The organism is Cupriavidus consociatus, from assembly GCF_017814975.1.
GTDB classification, from domain to species: domain Bacteria; phylum Pseudomonadota; class Gammaproteobacteria; order Burkholderiales; family Burkholderiaceae; genus Cupriavidus; species Cupriavidus consociatus.
Genome location: NZ_JAGIQA010000003.1, coordinates 107,652 through 123,786, shown reverse-complemented (window position 1 = coordinate 123,786; position 16,135 = coordinate 107,652). Strand labels below are relative to the sequence as shown.

The 16,135-nt window shown below is 68.4% G+C and carries 13 protein-coding genes; 4 read left to right on the top strand and 9 right to left on the bottom strand.

Going from position 1 to position 16,135, the window contains the following annotated elements:
* Nucleotides 1-4: 4 nt before the first annotated feature.
* The 8 genes from J8I82_RS05695 to J8I82_RS05660 form a co-directional block, all read right to left on the bottom strand.
* The gene (locus J8I82_RS05695; protein WP_209755209.1) at nt 5-1,537 is read right to left on the bottom strand and encodes a class I adenylate-forming enzyme family protein; all 1,533 of its coding nucleotides are present in this window, start codon (nt 1,535-1,537) and stop codon (nt 5-7) included.
* Nucleotides 1,467-2,081 carry a hypothetical protein gene (locus J8I82_RS05690; RefSeq protein ID WP_209755207.1) on the bottom strand — a complete coding sequence of 205 codons (615 nt, stop codon included), beginning with the start codon at nt 2,079-2,081 and terminating at the stop codon, nt 1,467-1,469. The genes J8I82_RS05695 and J8I82_RS05690 overlap by 71 nt, the downstream gene beginning before the upstream one ends.
* 50 nt (nt 2,082-2,131) lie before the next feature.
* Nucleotides 2,132-3,430, bottom strand: coding sequence for a CaiB/BaiF CoA transferase family protein (locus J8I82_RS05685; RefSeq protein WP_209755206.1), 1,299 nt, complete (start codon nt 3,428-3,430; stop codon nt 2,132-2,134).
* A 76-nt stretch (nt 3,431-3,506) separates the two neighbouring features.
* A complete protein-coding gene (locus J8I82_RS05680; protein WP_209755204.1) occupies nt 3,507-4,664 on the bottom strand; it encodes an acyl-CoA dehydrogenase family protein in 1,158 nt (385 codons plus the stop codon).
* A 59-nt stretch (nt 4,665-4,723) separates the two neighbouring features.
* Nucleotides 4,724-5,710 carry a Bug family tripartite tricarboxylate transporter substrate binding protein gene (locus J8I82_RS05675; protein ID WP_209755201.1) on the bottom strand — a complete coding sequence of 329 codons (987 nt, stop codon included), beginning with the start codon at nt 5,708-5,710 and terminating at the stop codon, nt 4,724-4,726.
* Between the two features lie 109 nt (nt 5,711-5,819).
* The gene (locus tag J8I82_RS05670) at nt 5,820-7,028 is read right to left on the bottom strand and encodes an acetyl-CoA C-acetyltransferase (RefSeq protein ID WP_209755199.1); all 1,209 of its coding nucleotides are present in this window, start codon (nt 7,026-7,028) and stop codon (nt 5,820-5,822) included.
* 46 nt (nt 7,029-7,074) lie between these two features.
* Nucleotides 7,075-8,391, bottom strand: coding sequence for an acetyl-CoA hydrolase/transferase family protein (locus J8I82_RS05665; protein ID WP_209755197.1), 1,317 nt, complete (start codon nt 8,389-8,391; stop codon nt 7,075-7,077).
* A 14-nt stretch (nt 8,392-8,405) separates the two neighbouring features.
* Nucleotides 8,406-9,299 carry a MaoC/PaaZ C-terminal domain-containing protein gene (locus J8I82_RS05660; protein ID WP_209755195.1) on the bottom strand — a complete coding sequence of 298 codons (894 nt, stop codon included), beginning with the start codon at nt 9,297-9,299 and terminating at the stop codon, nt 8,406-8,408.
* Nucleotides 9,300-9,587: 288 nt separating this feature from the next.
* Here J8I82_RS05660 and J8I82_RS05655 point away from each other — a divergent pair, with 288 nt between their 5' ends.
* Entirely contained in the window at nt 9,588-10,754 is a 1,167-nt protein-coding gene (locus tag J8I82_RS05655; protein ID WP_209755194.1) for an acyl-CoA dehydrogenase family protein, read from the top strand.
* Between the two features lie 803 nt (nt 10,755-11,557).
* On the opposite strand, the gene J8I82_RS05650 is transcribed toward J8I82_RS05655, so the two are convergent.
* On the bottom strand, nt 11,558-12,304 hold the full coding sequence (locus tag J8I82_RS05650) for an IclR family transcriptional regulator (RefSeq protein WP_209755192.1): 747 nt from the start codon (nt 12,302-12,304) through the stop codon (nt 11,558-11,560).
* A gap of 131 nt (nt 12,305-12,435) precedes the next feature.
* On the opposite strand from J8I82_RS05650, the gene J8I82_RS05645 reads away from it, so the two are divergent.
* Genes J8I82_RS05645 through J8I82_RS05635 form a run of 3 tightly spaced genes read left to right on the top strand, consistent with a single transcriptional unit; the run spans nt 12,436 to nt 16,126 of the window.
* The gene (locus J8I82_RS05645; RefSeq protein ID WP_209755191.1) at nt 12,436-14,055 is read left to right on the top strand and encodes an acyl-CoA carboxylase subunit beta; all 1,620 of its coding nucleotides are present in this window, start codon (nt 12,436-12,438) and stop codon (nt 14,053-14,055) included.
* Between the two features lie 49 nt (nt 14,056-14,104).
* The gene (locus J8I82_RS05640; protein WP_209755190.1) at nt 14,105-15,265 is read left to right on the top strand and encodes an acyl-CoA dehydrogenase family protein; all 1,161 of its coding nucleotides are present in this window, start codon (nt 14,105-14,107) and stop codon (nt 15,263-15,265) included.
* A gap of 15 nt (nt 15,266-15,280) precedes the next feature.
* The gene (locus J8I82_RS05635) at nt 15,281-16,126 is read left to right on the top strand and encodes an enoyl-CoA hydratase/isomerase family protein (RefSeq protein WP_209755189.1); all 846 of its coding nucleotides are present in this window, start codon (nt 15,281-15,283) and stop codon (nt 16,124-16,126) included.
* Nucleotides 16,127-16,135: the final 9 nt, after the last annotated feature.

Here is a 16,135-nt window from a genome sequence, read left to right as displayed (position 1 = left end):
ACCGCTACTTCTGCCGCGAAACCATCTGCCTGAGCTGGTGCTTGAGCAGCTTGCCGCTGGCCGTCGTCGGGATGGTGGCGACGCGCAGGATTTTTTCCGGGCGCTTGTACGGCGACAGACGGTCGACGAGGTAATCGTGCAGCGCCTGCGCATCGAACTTCTCGCCATCCTTGATCTCGACAAAGGCAATCACCTGCTCATTGCCGTCCGCTGCAGGCTGGCCGACCACGGCCGACACGCGTACCGACGGATGCGAGTTGATCACCGATTCGACCTCGATCGGATAGACGTTGAAGCCCGAGTGGATGATCAGGTCCTTGGTGCGGCCCACGATGAACAGCGCGCCGTCTGGCCCCAGCCGGCCGAGGTCGCCGGTATTGAGCCAGCCGCCGGGGCGCAGCGCTTCCGCGCTCAGTGCCGGCGCGCGGTAATAGCCGCGCATGACACCGGGGCCCCTGACCCACAGCTCGCCGGGTTCGCCGGCCGGCACCGCCTGGCCATCGGGCCCGACCACCTGCAGTTCGGCGCCCTCGACGATCTCGCCCGCCGAGCAATCGCCGCGCGGCCGGTCCATGCGCGTGACGAACAGCGAGCCCGCGTACTCGGTCATGCCGTAGCCATGGTGCAGCGGCTGGCCGAACATCGCTTCGACTTCCTGCTTGAGCGTCGGGTCGAGCGGCCCGCCGCCGGTGTACAGGTAGCGCAGCCTGGGCGATGGCGCCAGCGGCACGCCGCTCGCACGCACATGCGCGAGGATGCGGCTGAACATGGTCGGCACACCCTGCAGCAGCGTGATCGCCCCGTGCCGGATCGCCGCGGTGACGTCCGCTGCATTGAAGCGTGCGCTCAGGTAAAGGCTGGCGCCGGCCTGGAAGGTCGACACCAGCAGCGTGCCCAGTCCGAAGACATGCGACATCGGCATGACTGCATAGGCGCAGTCGTCCGGCTGCATGCGGCGCGATTCCACCGTGACGCGGGCAAAATGCAGCAGGCCGCGGTGCGTCACCATCACGCCCTTGGGCTGCCCGGTGGTGCCGGAGGTATAGATCAGCGCGGCGACCTCGCGTGCCAGGGCTTCGGGCTCGCGTTCGCTGGCGCGGTCGGGGGCGCTGGCCATCAGCGGGCCGAGTCCGGCCGGCGCGATTTCGCGGGCACGGTAGCGCACGCCGTGCCGCAGCGCATCGGGCGAGGCGCCGTGGGTAAACAGCATCAGTCGCGGCTGGCAGTGCGAGCGGATCACTTCGATCTCGCGCTCCGACAGGCGCGCGTTGACCACCACCGGCCATGCGCCGAGTTCGGATAGTGCGAAAACCAGCGTGATCACGGCGAGGGAGTTCTCGGCCACGACCATGACCCGGTCGCCGGTGCCGACCTCCTGCGCCTGCAGCCAGTCCTGGGCGTGGCCGATACCCTGCCACAGCTGCGCGAAGGTCACGATACGGCCATCCTCGAAGACGGCCGCGCGGTCAGGGGCCGCGGTGGCCCAATGGCGGGGGATATCGCTGATCCGTTGCGGGTTGGCTCGGTCCGGAGGCATCGCGCGGAAAGTCCTTGTGCGGGGTAGAAAACCGTCCGGAAAACCGGACGACGCCAGTGTATGTGCGCGGCAGGTGCGCTGCAATCGCGGATCGGTGAAGGCCGCTTTCGAGCTTGCCGAAAGCGCGCGCGTCAGGCCAGCTGCTGTTCCAGCCACTGCGGCACGAACGCCGCGGCGCGCGTGGCGGCAGGGGCCGGCCGCCTGGTGCCGGACCGTGCCAGCGCGTGCAGCGACAGTCCGAACCAGTCGTAGAACGCCGCCTCCAGGTCGCTGCGCGGCGGCCAGCCGATACGCCGGCGGGCGTGCCGCCGGGCCGCAAGCGCATGCCGAGGCTGCAGCGTGCCGGCTGCAGCGCGCCGCCGTCGAGGTACAGGTCGACCGTTTCGAACGGCGCCACCACCAGGGACTGTCCGGGTACGGCCAGGCGCTCGAAGCCGCGGCGCCGCACCAGGGTCTTGCCTTGCGTCGCGGCGATCACCAGCGGGAACGCCGGCAACAGCCGCGACACCTGCGTAGGCGAGAAAGCCTGGAGTTCGATGCGCATGGTCTTCGGGCAACCGTGTGAGGGCCTGGGCGGCTTGTCGTCGTATCGGCTTACACCACGCCCCTGGTGCGCAGCGCCTGCACCTGCTCAGCATCGAGCTTCAGGTAGTCGCGCAGCACTTCCTCGGTGTGCTGGCCCAGCGCCGGCGGGGCATAGCGCAGCGTGGCCGGCGTCTCCGACAGGCGCAGCGGGCTGGCGGCGGTCACTACCCGATTGACGCTCTGGCCGGCGGGCGGCGGCTCGCCCGGATAGCGCGACTGCTCGATGCGCAGGCCGCGCGACCGCACGTGCGGGTCTGCATACGCCTGGGCGATATTGTTGATCGGGCCGCACGGCACGGAATTGGCTTCGAGCAACGCGACCCATTCGGCGGTGGTGCGGGTGCGCGTCAGCTCCATCATCATCGCGATCAGCACCTTGCGGTTGTTGACGCGGCCGGTGTTGGTGGCATAGCGCTCGTCGCGCGCCCAGTCCACCCCCGCGGCCTCGCAGAAGCGCGCGAACTGCCCATCGTTGCCGATCGCCAGCAGCATGTTGCCGTCGGCGGTGGGGAAGTCCTGGTAGGGCACCACACTCGGATGGATATTGCCCTGGCGGCGCGGCACGTCCTCGGCATTGAGGAAGCCCGCGCCCTGGTTGGCGAGCACCGCCATCGCCACGTCCAGCAGGGCGATGTCGATATGCTGGCCGCGGCCGGTGTAGTGGCGCGCTTCCAGCGCGCTGAGGATCGCGGTGGTGGCGTACATGCCGGTGAACAGGTCGATCACCGCCACGCCCACTTTCATCGGACCGCCGCCGGGTTCGCTGTCGGCATGGCCGGTGATGCTCATCAGGCCGCTCATGGCCTGGATCAGCAGGTCATAGCCGGGGCGGGCGGCGTACGGGCCGGTATGGCCGAAGCCCGTCACCGAGCAATAGACCAGGCGCGGATTGATCGTGCTCAGGCTCTCGTAGTCCAGCCCATAGCGCTTGAGGCCGCCGGTCTTGAAGTTCTCGACCACGACATCGCTGTGGCGGGCCAGCTCGCGGATCAGTGCCTGGCCTTCGGGCTTCGACATGTCCACGGTGACCGAACGCTTGTTGCGATTGGCCGCGGTGAAATAGCTGGCCTGCCGCGTGGGCACGCCATCCTCGCCGGACAGGAACGGAGGGCCCCAGTGGCGGGTATCGTCGCCTTCGCCGGGTTTCTCGATCTTGATGACATCGGCGCCCATGTCCGCCAGGTTCTGGGTGGACCACGGCCCGGCCAGCACGCGCGACAGGTCGAGCACGCGCAGGTGGCTCAGCGCGCCCGTGCGCGGCGAAGGGGGCGGCAGGTCGGGAAGGGAATTGGCGGCGGAATCGGTCATGGAAATCGTGGCGGTTGCTTCTTGGCTGCCCGTCCCGCGGGACGGGCAGGTTGGGGGCATCTCGGCGGCCCGGCCCTCAGGCGCCGCGCGCCTCGCGGATCATGTTGCGGGCGATGATGACCTGCTGGATCTGCGTGGTGCCTTCATACAGGCGGAACAGGCGCACGTCGCGGTAGAAGCGCTCGATGCCGAACTCCGAAATATAGCCGGAACCGCCGAGAATCTGCACCGCGCGGTCGGCCACGCGGCCCACCATCTCGGTGGCGAACATCTTGCAGCAAGAGGCTTCGGTGGAAACGTTCCTGCCTTCGTCGCGGCGGCGCGCGGCGTCGATCACCATGCATTCGGCGGCGTAGAGTTCGGCCTGGCTGTCGGCCAGCATGGCCTGGATCAGCTGGAACTCGCAGATCGGCTGGCCAAACTGCTGGCGCTCGAGCGCGTAGTTGAGCGCGTCGCGCAGCACGCGCCTGGCCACGCCAACGCTGACCGCCGCGATGTGGAGCCGGCCCTTGTCCAGCACCTTCATCGCGGTCTTGAAGCCCTGGCCCTCCTTCAGGCCGATCAGGTTGGCCGCCGGCACGCGCACATTCTCGAAGATCACGTCGCAGGTATGCGCGCCTTTCTGGCCCATCTTGAGGTCGCGCTTGCCAAAGCTGATGCCCGGCGTCTTCGCGTCGACGATGAAGGCCGAGACCCCGGCCGAGCCCTTGATGTCCGGATTGGTCCGGGCCATCAGCGTAAACATGCCGGCCTGCGGCGCGTTGGTGATAAAGCGCTTGGTGCCGTTGACCACGTAGTGGTCGCCATCCTTGATGGCGGTGGTGCGCAGCGAGCCAGCGTCCGAGCCGGCATCCGGCTCGGTCAGCGCGAACGAGGCCAGGATCTCGCCGGTGGCCAGGCGCGGCAGCCACGCCTGCTGCTGCTCGGGCGTGCCGTCCATCAGGATGCCCTGCGAGCCGATGCCGAAGGTGGTGCCCAGCAGCGAGCGGAACGCGGGCGAGGTCTGGCACAGCTCCATGACCACGCGCGCTTCCTCTTCCATGGTCAGTTCCAGCCCGCCGAAGCGCTCGGGGATGGTCATGCCGAACAGGCCCATCTCGCGCATGTCCTGCACGATGTCCTGCGGGATCTCATCGGTTTCGGCAACCAGTGCCTCGGCGGGCACCAGGCGCTCGCGCACGAAGCGCCGCACGCTGTCGAGCAGCGCTTCCAGGGTGTCGTTATCGCGGATCATGTCGGGTTTTCCTCAGTGTCGGGTCGATGTGCGGGGGCAGGTGAGGGTGCGGGCGGGGCTCAGTCCAGCGTCACGCCCTTGAGCACGCCGGCCCACTGCGCGCGCTCGCGCGCTGCGGTGCTGACGACGTCCTGCGTGGTGCCACTCCACTGCTCGTAGCCGAGTTCGGCGTAGCGCTTCTTGAGCTCGCCGTCTTCCACGGCTTGCTTCACCGCCGCTGCCAGCTTCTGCGTCAGCTCCGGCGACAGCCCCTTCGGCGCGTAGATGGCGTACCAGCCGCCAGCCTCGTAGTCCTTCAGTGCGGGGATGCCGGCCTCGCGGAAGGTCGGCACGTTGGGCAGCGACGGGCTGCGCCTGGGGGAACCCACGGCGATGGGCTTGACCTTGCCGCTCTGCACGTAGTTGCTGGCGGTGCTGATGATGTCGAACATCACGTCGATCTGGCCGCCGATGGTGTCGGTCATGGCAGGAGCATTCCCCTTGTAGGGGATGTGGTTCAGCTCGACCTGCGCCTGCCGCGCGAACAGCGCCATGGCGACGTGGTTGGAGCTGCCGACGCCGGAGGAGCCGTAGCTGAGCTTGCCGGGATGGGTCCTGGCGTAGGCGACCAGTTCCTGCGTGCTCTTGAACGGTTCCTTGGTATTGGCCACCAGCATGTTGTAGTAGCGCGCCACCGGTGCCACCGGCGTCAGGTCGCGGGCCGGATCGAACGGCAGGCTCTTCATGATGTTGGGCGCCACCGTCAGCGCGGCGCTGGCGGCGAACCACAGCGTGGAGCCGTCCGGCTTGCCGCGCACCACTTCATACCCGGCCAGCGTGGCATTGGCGCCGGGCTTGTTGTCGACGATGACGTTGGCGTTGAGCGTCTTGCCCAGCGACGCCGCGAACAACCGCGCGGCCTGGTCGGCGGGGCCGCCCGCGGCATAGCCGACCACGAGGCGGACCGGCTGGCCGTTGCCCTGCGCGGCTGCAGGGACGCTGGCCAGGGTTGCGGCGCTCAGGGCCAGTCCGGACAGCAGCAGATGGCGGCGTGAGGTGGAAATCAAGATACTTCTCCTACGTGATGCGGATAAAGCAGACAGCCATGCATGAAGGCAGGCACGGCTCCTCGCCTTCGATGGGGCCGTGCGGTACTGCGGACATGAAAGGGCGCGATCAGCAGCGCTCGAACACCGCGGCGATACCCTGGCCGCCGCCGATGCACATGGTTTCCAGGCCATAGCGGCCGCCACGGCGCTGCAGTTCGTGCAGCAGCGTGGCCAGGATGCGCACGCCGGTGGCGCCGATCGGATGGCCCAGCGAGATGCCCGAGCCGTTGACGTTGAGCTTCTGCTCGATCGCGTCCTGGTCGTTCCATTCCCAGCCCTTCAGCACGGCCAGCACCTGGCAGGCAAAGGCTTCGTTCAGCTCCACCAGGTCCATCTGGTCCAGCGTCAGGTTCAGGCGCTTGAGCAGCTTCTTCACCGCAGGCACCGGGCCAATGCCCATGTGCGACGGCTCGCAGCCCGCCGCGGCCCAGCCCACCAGCGTCGCCATCGGGGTCAGGCCCAGTTCGGCCAGCTTGTCTTCGGCCACGATCAGGCAGGCGGCCGAGGCATCGTTCTGCTGGCTGGCGTTGCCGGCGGTGACGGTGCCGTTCGGCATCAGCGCGCGCAGCTTGCCCAGGCTTTCCATCGAGGTGCCGGGACGGAAGCCCTCGTCACGCGCGAACGTGACCGGGTCGCCCTTGCGCTGCGGCACCTGCACCGGCACGATCTCGGCGTCGAAGCGGCCGGACTCCCACGCCGCCGCGGCACGTTCGTGGCTGCGCACGGAGAAGGCGTCGGCCTGCTCGCGGGTAATGCCGTAGTCGCGCGCCAGGTTCTCGGCGGTCTCGATCATCCCCGAGATCTTGCCGAAGCGCTCGACCGGCTGCGAGCGCTCGCGGCCGCGGTCGAGGCGGTCGTAGAACTTCACGTTGCCCGAGCGCGAGCCCCAGCGCATGTCGGTGGTGTAGTACTCGATATTGCTCATGCTCTCGACGCCGCCGGCGATGACCACGTCGGCAGCGCCGCTCTGCACCATCATCGACGCGGTGACGATGGCCTGCAGGCCGCCGCCGCAGCGGCGATCCAGCTGCATGCCCGGCACTTCGACCGGAAGCCCGGCCTGCAGCGCAGCCCAGCGGCCCACGCAGGGCACTTCGCTGTTGGCGTAGGACTGGGCAAAGACCACGTCATCGATGCGGGCGGGGTCGATGCCGCTGCGCTCGACGACGGCGCGCACGGTGGTGGCGGCCAGTTCCTCGACGGACACGGGGCGCAGGCTGCCGCCGAAGGTGCCGACGGGAGTACGGAGGGGGGTGACGATTGCGGCTCGGCGCATGGAAGTCTCCTTGGAAATTCTGTCAGGTAGCGAAGCAGGCGGCGGGTCAGGCCGCGCCCGTGGTGGCAACAAAAACCGCGCCGCACTGGCGCAGCAGGGCGTGGGCCTGGCGCTCCAGGTCCCCGCGGTGTTCGGGGGCGGCGATGTCCAGCATGCGGCGCACACGCTGCGACAGGGTCTGGCCGCGCAGGTCGGCGACGCCGTGTTCGGTGACGATCAGGCCGGCATCCGAGCGCGGCGTGCTGACCGGGCCGGACAGCTGCGCCACGATCCGGCTCGCGCCCCTGGCGGTCGCGGGCAGGGCGACGATGGGCAGGCCACCGCGGCTGCGCGCGGCGCCGCGCAGGAAGTCGACGGCGCCGCCCACGGCGCCGACATAGACCCCGGCGGCCACTTCGGCATTCACCTGCCCGGTCAGGTCGACCTCGATCGCCGAGTTGATCGCCGTGAGCTTGTCGAGGCTGGCCAGCACCTCGGGGTGATGGGTGTAGCTGGTCTCGCGCAGCTGCAGCTTCGGATTGCGGTGGGCCCAGCGGCGCAGGCGCTCGCTGCCCATCAGGATGCCGCCGATGCCGATGCCGGTATCGATGGTCTTGCGCGCGTTGGTCAGCACGCCGGCTTCGGCCAGCGCGGCAATGCCGTCGCCAACCGCGCCGCTGTGCAGGCCCAGGTCGCGGCGGTCGTGCAGCGCGGCCACCACCGCCTCGGGCAGGTTGCCGATGCCCATCTGCAGCGTGGCGCCGTCTTCGACCCAACCGGCGATATGGCGCGCGATCGCCTGTTCCGCCAGCCCCGGGGCGCTGCGGTCCAGGCTGATTGGCGCATGCGCGGCATCGACCAGCAGGTCGATCTGGTCGGCGGTGAGGTGGCGGCTGCCATAGGTCCATGGCACCTCCGGGTTCACCTCGGCGACGATCACGCGGGCCCGGTCGAGCGCCGCGGGAATGTACTCATGCACCAGGCCCATGCTGTAGCGGCCTTCGTCGTCGGGCGGCGACACCTGCACCAGCACCACGTCGGCGCGCAGCGCGCCTTCCCGGATCAGGCCGGGCAGGTGCGAATAGTGGCTCGGCACGATGTCCAGCACGCCGGCCCTGGCCAGCGCGCGGTGCGGCCCGCTGGCGGCATAGCCGAAGAAGTCGATCACGTCGGCCTGCGCCGGCTGCAGCGTGTCGGACTGGCCGATGCCGACAAACACGCTCAGCCGGCTACCCCGGGCGAGCGCGTGGCGGTGCTCGACCAGCGCGCGCGTCAGCGTCAGCGGTTCGGCGGTGGCCTGGCCCCACCAGATATGATCGCCGGGTTGCAGCAGTACCTGCAGTGCCGAGGCCAGTTCGTTGTTATCCACGGTAGCGGGATGCATGGGATGGCGCCGGATCAGGCGATCTCGGCCCAGCCGTGGCTGAGCACTACCTTGTCGCGTTCGGCGACGCGGGCGCGCACCTGGAAGTGGTTGGGATTGTCCGGCGTGCGCCAGATCTCGGTGACCAGCGTTTCACCGGGGAACACCGGCGCGGTGAAGCGGATATCCAGCGCGCGCAGGCGGGCCGGATCGCGCTCCGCGCACTGGCGCACCAGTGCATGCGCGACCAGCCCGTAGCTGGCCAGGCCGTGCAGGATCGGGCGCTCGAAGCCCGCTATTTTGGCGACCGCCGGGTCGGCGTGCAGCGGATTGAAGTCCCCCATCAGGCGATACAGCAGCGCGGCTTCGGGGCGGATTGCCTGCGTGTCGGTGAAATCCGGCGCGCGGTCTTCCGGGGTGGGACGCAGCGCGGGCAGCGGTTCGTCGCTGGGCTGGCCGCCGTCGCGCTGGCTGTAGCCGCCGTCGCCGCGCAGGAAGCTGACCTGCTGCACCGTTGCCAGCAACTCGCCGTCTGCGGTTTCGAGCCGGCGTTCGGTGACCATGATCGCGCCCTTGCCTTCACCCTTGTCGGTCAGGTGCGTGATGCGGTTGTGGCCGACGACGTCGGCGCTGGCCGGCAGCGGGCGGTGCAGGCGCATGCGTTGCTCGCCGTGCAGCAGCTTGACCCAGTCGATGCCGGTATCCGCCTCGCGCGCCCAGAAGCCGGGATAGCCCAGTACCACCGCTTGCGAGGGCAGCGTGCGCAACCCGCCCGCGGCGCCCTCGAACACGAAGGGCAGGGCGGCCGCGTCCAGCGGATCGTTGCCCAGCCCCAGGCTGAGCGCATACAGCATGGTGTCGCGCTCGGTATAGCGCTGGCGTACGGGGGCGAACGATCGCTGCTTGAGGTGCTGGTAGCTCACTGCCATGTGCGGGTCCTATGTCTTCATCAGGAGATTGCCGTGAGAATGTCGCCAAAGTGGGTTTTGCGCTATTTGACAATGCCAATGGCCGGCTTCGGCGTTTGCGAAAACGGCACCTCGGGCACGGGATATCGGCCTTAAGCGCCGTGGAAGGCGCGCTTTCGCAATGGCTGATTGCCCGGGGCGGAGATCGCAGCGACTATTGCGGCCAAGACAGCATCGGTCGCCCCAAGGACCATCCCGTGGGACCGAAGCGCCGCAATTCCGCCCGTAGAACCAAGCCAACGACGCGCCATGATCGAACAGACCCAATCGAACAACTACCAAGAAATCCGCGATGCCGTGCGCGCGCTTTGCGCCGAATTCCCGGATGAGTACTTCCGCAAGGTCGACGAGCAGCGCGCCTACCCCGAGGCCTTCGTCAACGCACTGACCGCGGCCGGCTGGCTGGCCGCGCTGATCCCGCAGGAATACGGCGGTTCCGGCCTGGGCCTGACCGAAGCCTCGGTGATCATGGAAGAGATCAACCGCAGCGGCGGCAATTCCGGCGCCTGCCACGGCCAGATGTACAACATGGGCACGCTGGTGCGCCACGGTTCCGAGGCGCAGAAGGAAAAGTACCTGCCGAAGATCGCCTCGGGCGAGTGGCGGCTGCAGTCGATGGGCGTGACCGAGCCCACCACCGGCACCGACACCACCAAGATCAAGACCTCGGCGGTCAAGAAAGACGGCCGCTACGTCGTCAACGGCCAGAAGGTGTGGATCAGCCGCGTGCAGCACAGCGACTTCATGATCCTGCTGGCGCGCACCACCGCGCTGGCCGACGTGAAGAAGAAGAGCGAAGGCATGTCCATCTTCATGGTGGACCTGCATGAAGCGCAGAAGAAGGGCCTGACCGTGCGGCCGATCCCGAACATGGTCAACCACGAGACCAACGAGCTGTTCTTCGAAGACCTGGAAATCCCCGAGGAAAACCTGATCGGCGAAGAAGGCAAGGGCTTCAAGTACATCCTCGACGGCCTCAACGCCGAGCGCACGCTGATCGCCGCCGAATGCATCGGCGACGGCTACTGGTTCATGGACCGCGTCACCAAGTACGTCAGCGAGCGCGAAGTCTTCGGCCGCCCTATCGGTCAGAACCAGGGCGTGCAGTTCCCGATCGCCGAATCCTTCATCGAGCTGGAAGCCGCCAACCTGATGCGCTGGAAGGCCTGCGAACTGTTCGACAAGCACGAGCCGATGGGCGCGCAGGCCAACATGGCCAAGTACCTCGCGGCCAAGGCCAGCTGGGAAGCCGGCAACGCCTGCCTGCAGTTCCACGGCGGCTTCGGCTTTGCCTGCGAATACGACGTCGAGCGCAAGTTCCGCGAGACGCGCCTGTACCAGGTCGCGCCGATCTCGACCAACCTGATCTACTCGTACGTCGCGGAACACATCCTGGGGCTGCCGCGCTCGTTCTGAGCGGTAGAACCGTCGATCGATACCGCTTCAGGCCGGCGCTGTCGCGCCGGCCGTTTTGCATGCGCAGTATCAGATGCCCGCGAGGCTAGCGGGTGGGCGTTGCCGGACGGGTGTCGCGCGCCGTGCCCGGCGCCGGATATACCTCGTCGCCAGCAGCGATCGGCAAGCGTGGTGGTGGCGGAGTCATGGAGGTGTCGCGCGGCGGCGCTTCACATCCCGCCACGGTCGCAGCGAGCAGGGCGATGCAAAACGCACGGCCCGACCGGCGGTGCCAGGCGCGGTGCCGGTTAAAGATGAGCATGGATGGCATGGAGCGGCCCTTTGCGCGGAATGCGTTCAGTGTAGGCAAAGGTGACAGCTGCCGCCGCCCCGAACGCCAATTTCCGGAGTGCTTCAGGAACCCCATTCCCGGGCCGTCGGCGTGCCCGTCGTCACTCTGGGACGCGCCACGAGCGCGACTTGCACGATATTCCCAGGCCGATGCCCCGGCGAAACCAAAAAAAGAAGCCACGCTCCGACGTCGGGGCGTGGCCCAGAGTGCCGACCCCTCTCTGGTCGGCGGGGGAATTTATTGTTCTGGCACCAGGACTGATTCCCGCCTTCCAGTGAAGGCGGCCTGGCCCGGCCGATGCCAGGGCGGCGGGCACGTGCTTGCATCTCTCGGTTTGCGTCACCATTGAACGCCGTAGCGCTGGTGCGTCTCTGTGCGGCCCCTGACAGAGACGCGTTTCAAAACCGAGGTGCGCGGCCGCTCAGTGCGTCAACCGGTCGTGCAACGCCTGGGCTCGCGCGTACGCGCCGCTTCACCCTTGCTGCGCGAACATCGTCACAATGATCCCGCCCATTTCGTGCCGGCGCGCCGTCGACATCCGCGACGCAGTCGAGACGATGCTGATGGCCGCATCCGCGCCCATTGCCAGCGGCAAGGCGTAGCCCACGCCCGCCACGCCTTCCGCTCCCGCCAGCGCGTAGCCCAGTTTGCGGCTGCGCTCGACGCCGCGCATCAGCCTGAGCAGGCTCAGGCCGCCCGCCTCGTACTCGGCGCGGTGGCGTTCGTAGTGCGCGCGGACCGCATCGTTGTCCATCTTGGCCAGCAGCGCCATGCTGCCGGTGCCCTGGCCCAGCAGCCGCGAGGTGCCGGTCAGCATGTGAAAGGTCTTGATGCGGTGGCTGCCTTCCTCGGTATGCAGGCAGTGCCCGTGATCGCCGATGCGCACGATCAGGAAGACCGCGTCGCCGGTCAGGCGCGCGAGTGCCTTCATCTTGCTGACGAGGGCGCTGTTGGGCGGCGGCCGGTTCATCGCGCGCAGCCCGAGCGCCATCGCCGCGGTACCCAGGTGATAGCGCTTGCCGGCCGATTCGCGCTCGATATACGCGCCGGCTTCCAGGAAGCGCGCCATGCGGTGGGCGGTGGTGCGGTCGATGCCGGCCATGGCGGCAAGGTCGGGCAGCGCCAGCCCGGCGTCATGGTGTTCGGCCAACAGCTGCAGCAGGGTGAAGGCGCGCGCCAGGCTCTGGACGCCGCCGGGGGCAGGGGATCTGGGGGGCATGGCTGGATGCGCCGGCGGCGCCTCGCTGGTTCTGAAATTTGTGCACATTATGCACAATCTGAACGATTGCGGTTGTCGCGCGGAGCGCCGTGGTTTGCAATCCATCCATCACGGAACCACAGGCACGCGCCATGATCCCCATCGAATCCCGCATTGACCCATCCTCCGACGCCTTCGCCGGCCAGCGCGCCGGCATGCAGGCACTGATCGACCGCCTGCACGGCCTGGAGCAGCGCGCCGTGGCCGCGTCCGAGCGCTCGCGGCCCGCATTTGCCAGGCGTGGCGCGCTGCTGCCGCGCGAGCGCGTCGGCCGCCTGCTCGATGCGGGCGCGCCGTTCCTGCCGCTGTCCACGCTGGCGGGCTTCTGCATGGACGATCCCGACCCCGAGACCTCGGTGCCCGGCGGCTCGCTGGTGGCCGGCATCGGCTTCGTGTGCGGGGTGCGCTGCATGGTGCTCGCCACCGATTCCGGCATCGATGCCGGCGCCATGACCGAGGCCGGCAACATGAAGCTGGTGCGCTGCCAGGAAATCGCGCTGGAGAACCGGCTGCCCTTCATCCACCTGGTGGAGTCGGCAGGCGCCAACCTGCGCAAGTACCGCGTCGACAAGTTCGTGCGCGGCGGCGCGATCTTCTACAACCTGGCGCGGCTGTCGGCGGCCGGGCTGCCGGTGATCACGGTCGTGCACGGCTCGTCCACGGCAGGCGGTGCCTACATGCCCGGCCTGTCCGACTACGTGGTGATGGTGCGCAACCGCGCGCGCGCCTTCCTGGCCGGGCCGCCGCTGCTGAAGGCGGCGACCGGCGAAATCGCCACCGACGAGGAGCTGGGCGGCGCCGACCTGCATGCCACCGCCACCGGCCTGGCTGAATACCTTGCAGAAGACGACGAGCATGCCATTGCCACCGCGCGCGATATCGTTGCCAGCCTGGACTGGCCCAGGGTCGAGCTACAGCCGGCGCAGCCGGCGCGTGCCCCGCGGCTCGACGCGTCGGAACTGGACGGCGTCATGACGCTGGACATGAAGCGCCCGGTCGACATGCGCGAGGTGATCGCGCGCATCGTCGACGCTTCGGCGTGGTTGCCGTTCAAGCCCGACTACGGCCCCGGCACGGTGTGCGGCCATGCCCGCATCGAAGGCAATGCGGTCGGCTTCATCAGCAACAACGGGCCCATCGACCCGGCCGGCGCAACCAAGGCGGCGCAGTTCATCCAGCTGTGCAACCAGTCCGGCACGCCGATCGTGTTCCTGCAGAACACCACCGGCTTTATCGTCGGGCGCGCCTCGGAAGAGGCCGGCATGATCAAGCACGGCTCCAAGATGATCCAGGCGCTGTCCAATTCCAGGGTGCCGCAGATTACGCTGTACTGTGGCGCCTCGTTCGGCGCGGGCAACTTCGGCATGTGCGGGCGGGGTTTCAAGCCGCGCTTCTGCTTCTCGTGGCCGAACGCGCGCACCGCGGTGATGGGCGGCGAGCAGGCCGCCATGACGCTGGAGATCGTGGCGCGCCAGCAGGCGGCGGGCAAGGGCAAGCCGGTCGATGAGGCGCTACTGGCCGGCCAGACCGCCGAGATCGTCGCCAACTTCGAGCGGCAGGCGAGCGCCTTCGTCACCAGCGGCCTGCTGCTGGACGACGGCGTGATCGATCCGCGCGACACGCGTGCCGTGCTCGCCTTCGTGCTGGCCACCGCGCGCGAGGCGGCGCTGCGCCAGCCGCATGCCATCCAGTTCGGCGTCGGGCGCTTCTGAGCGCCGCCGCTCCCAGACAAACAGAACGCAACGATTCCAGGAGACCAGCATGCTCTACACCGAAGACCACCGCAACATCATGGACAGCATCCGCCGCTTCGTATCGGCGGAGATCGATCCCTTCGTCGACGAATGGGAAGCCGCCGAGGTGTTTCCGGCGCACGAACTGTTCAAGAAAATGGGCAACCTCGGCTTCCTCGGCATCACCAAGCCGGTGGAGTACGGCGGCATGGGCCTCGACTTCTCCTACGCCGTTGCCGCCGCCGAGGCGCTCGGATATGCGCGCGCGCAAGGCGTCGGCATGGGCGTGGGCGTGCAGACCGACATGGCCACGCCGGCGCTGACCGCATTCGGTTCCGACGAACTGAAGCGCAACTATCTGGCGCCCGCCATCGCCGGCGACATGGTGTGCTCGATCGGCGTGTCCGAGGCGGGCGCCGGCTCCGACGTGGCCTCGCTCAAGACGCGCGCCGTGCGCGATGGCGACGACTATGTCATCACCGGCTCCAAGATGTGGATCACCAACGGCACCCAGTCGGACTGGATCTGCCTGCTGTGCAACACGTCCGACGGGCCGGTGCACAAGAACAAATCGCTGATCGTGGTGCCGATCCGGGAAGACGGCAAGCGCGTGCGCGGCGTGGAAGTGCAGAAGATCAAAAAATTCGGCATGTGGTGCTCGGACACCGCGCAGATCTTCTTTGACGAAGTGCGCGTGCCGGTACGCAACCGCATCGGCGAGGAGGGCATGGGCTTCATCTACCAGATGAAGCAGTTCCAGGAAGAGCGGCTGAACGGCGCGGCGCGCCGGCTCGCCTGCACCGCGCTGATCGAGGAGACCGCCGATTACCTGCGCCAGCGCATCGCCTTCGGCAAGCCGCTGCTGGACAACCAGTTCATCCAGTTCAAGCTGGCCGAGCTGAAGACCGAGATGGAAGCGCTGCGCGCGCTGGTCTACCTGGCCACGCAGACGTATATCGCCGGCGGCGACGTGGTCGAACTGGCGTCGATGGCCAAGCTCAAGGCCGGGCGCCTGTCGCGCGAGGTGGCCGACTGGTGCATGCAGTTCCAGGGCGGCATGGGCTACACCTGGGACAACCATGCGTCGCGCGCCTACCGTGACTTCCGCCTGGGCTCGATCGGCGGCGGCGCGGACGAAGTGATGCTGCAGGTCATCGCCAAGCAGATGGGCCTGATGTCGCGCGGCTGACAGGCAGGAAGCGCCATGACCGAGCCAACGCAAACCGAACCCGTGATCGTACGCCGCGCCGGCGGCGTGCTGTTCGCCACCCTGAACATCCCCGCCTCGCGCAATGCACTGGCGCCTGAAGTCGTGTCAGCGCTGGCGGCGGCGGTGGAACAATCCGAATCAGATACTGAGGTGCGCGCCCTGGTACTGCGCGGCGCCGGCGGCATGTTCAGCGCCGGCGGCAATGTCGGCAACTTCCAGGCGCGGCTCGATGCCGATGCCAGCCGGGAAGACCCCGTCGCCACCCGCAACCGCCAGTTCGGCGATTTCATGCAGCGGCTGAGCGCGCTGCCGGTGCCGGTCATCGCGGCCGTAGACGGCGCCGCAATGGGCGGCGGCATGGGCCTGGCGTGCGCCGCCGACATCGTGGTGGCCACGCGGGATGCGCGCTTCGCTTTGTCGGAAACGACCCTTGGCATCATCGCCGCGCAGATCGCGCCGTTCGTGGTGCAGCGCATCGGCGCCGCCGCCACGCGCCGCCTTGGTCTTACCGGCGAGCGCATCAGCGGCGAGGCCGCGGTGGCGATCGGGCTGGTCGACCAGCTGGCCGACGACAGCGCAGAGCTGGATGCGCTGCTCGCCGAATGGCTGACGCGCATCGGCCGCTGCGGGCCCCATGCCAATCGCGTGTTCAAGACGCTGGTCGGCCGCTGCGGGCAGGAGCCAGCGGGTCCGCTGCTGGACGAAGCCTCACGGCTGTTCGCCCAGTGCATGCGCAGCGAGGGCGCGGAAGGCGTGGCGGCCTTCCGCGAGAAGCGCGACGCGAGCTGGACCGTACGCTTCGATGCCGATGCCGTGCGCGCGGCGCAGTCGCCGGGCTGACGATCGCCG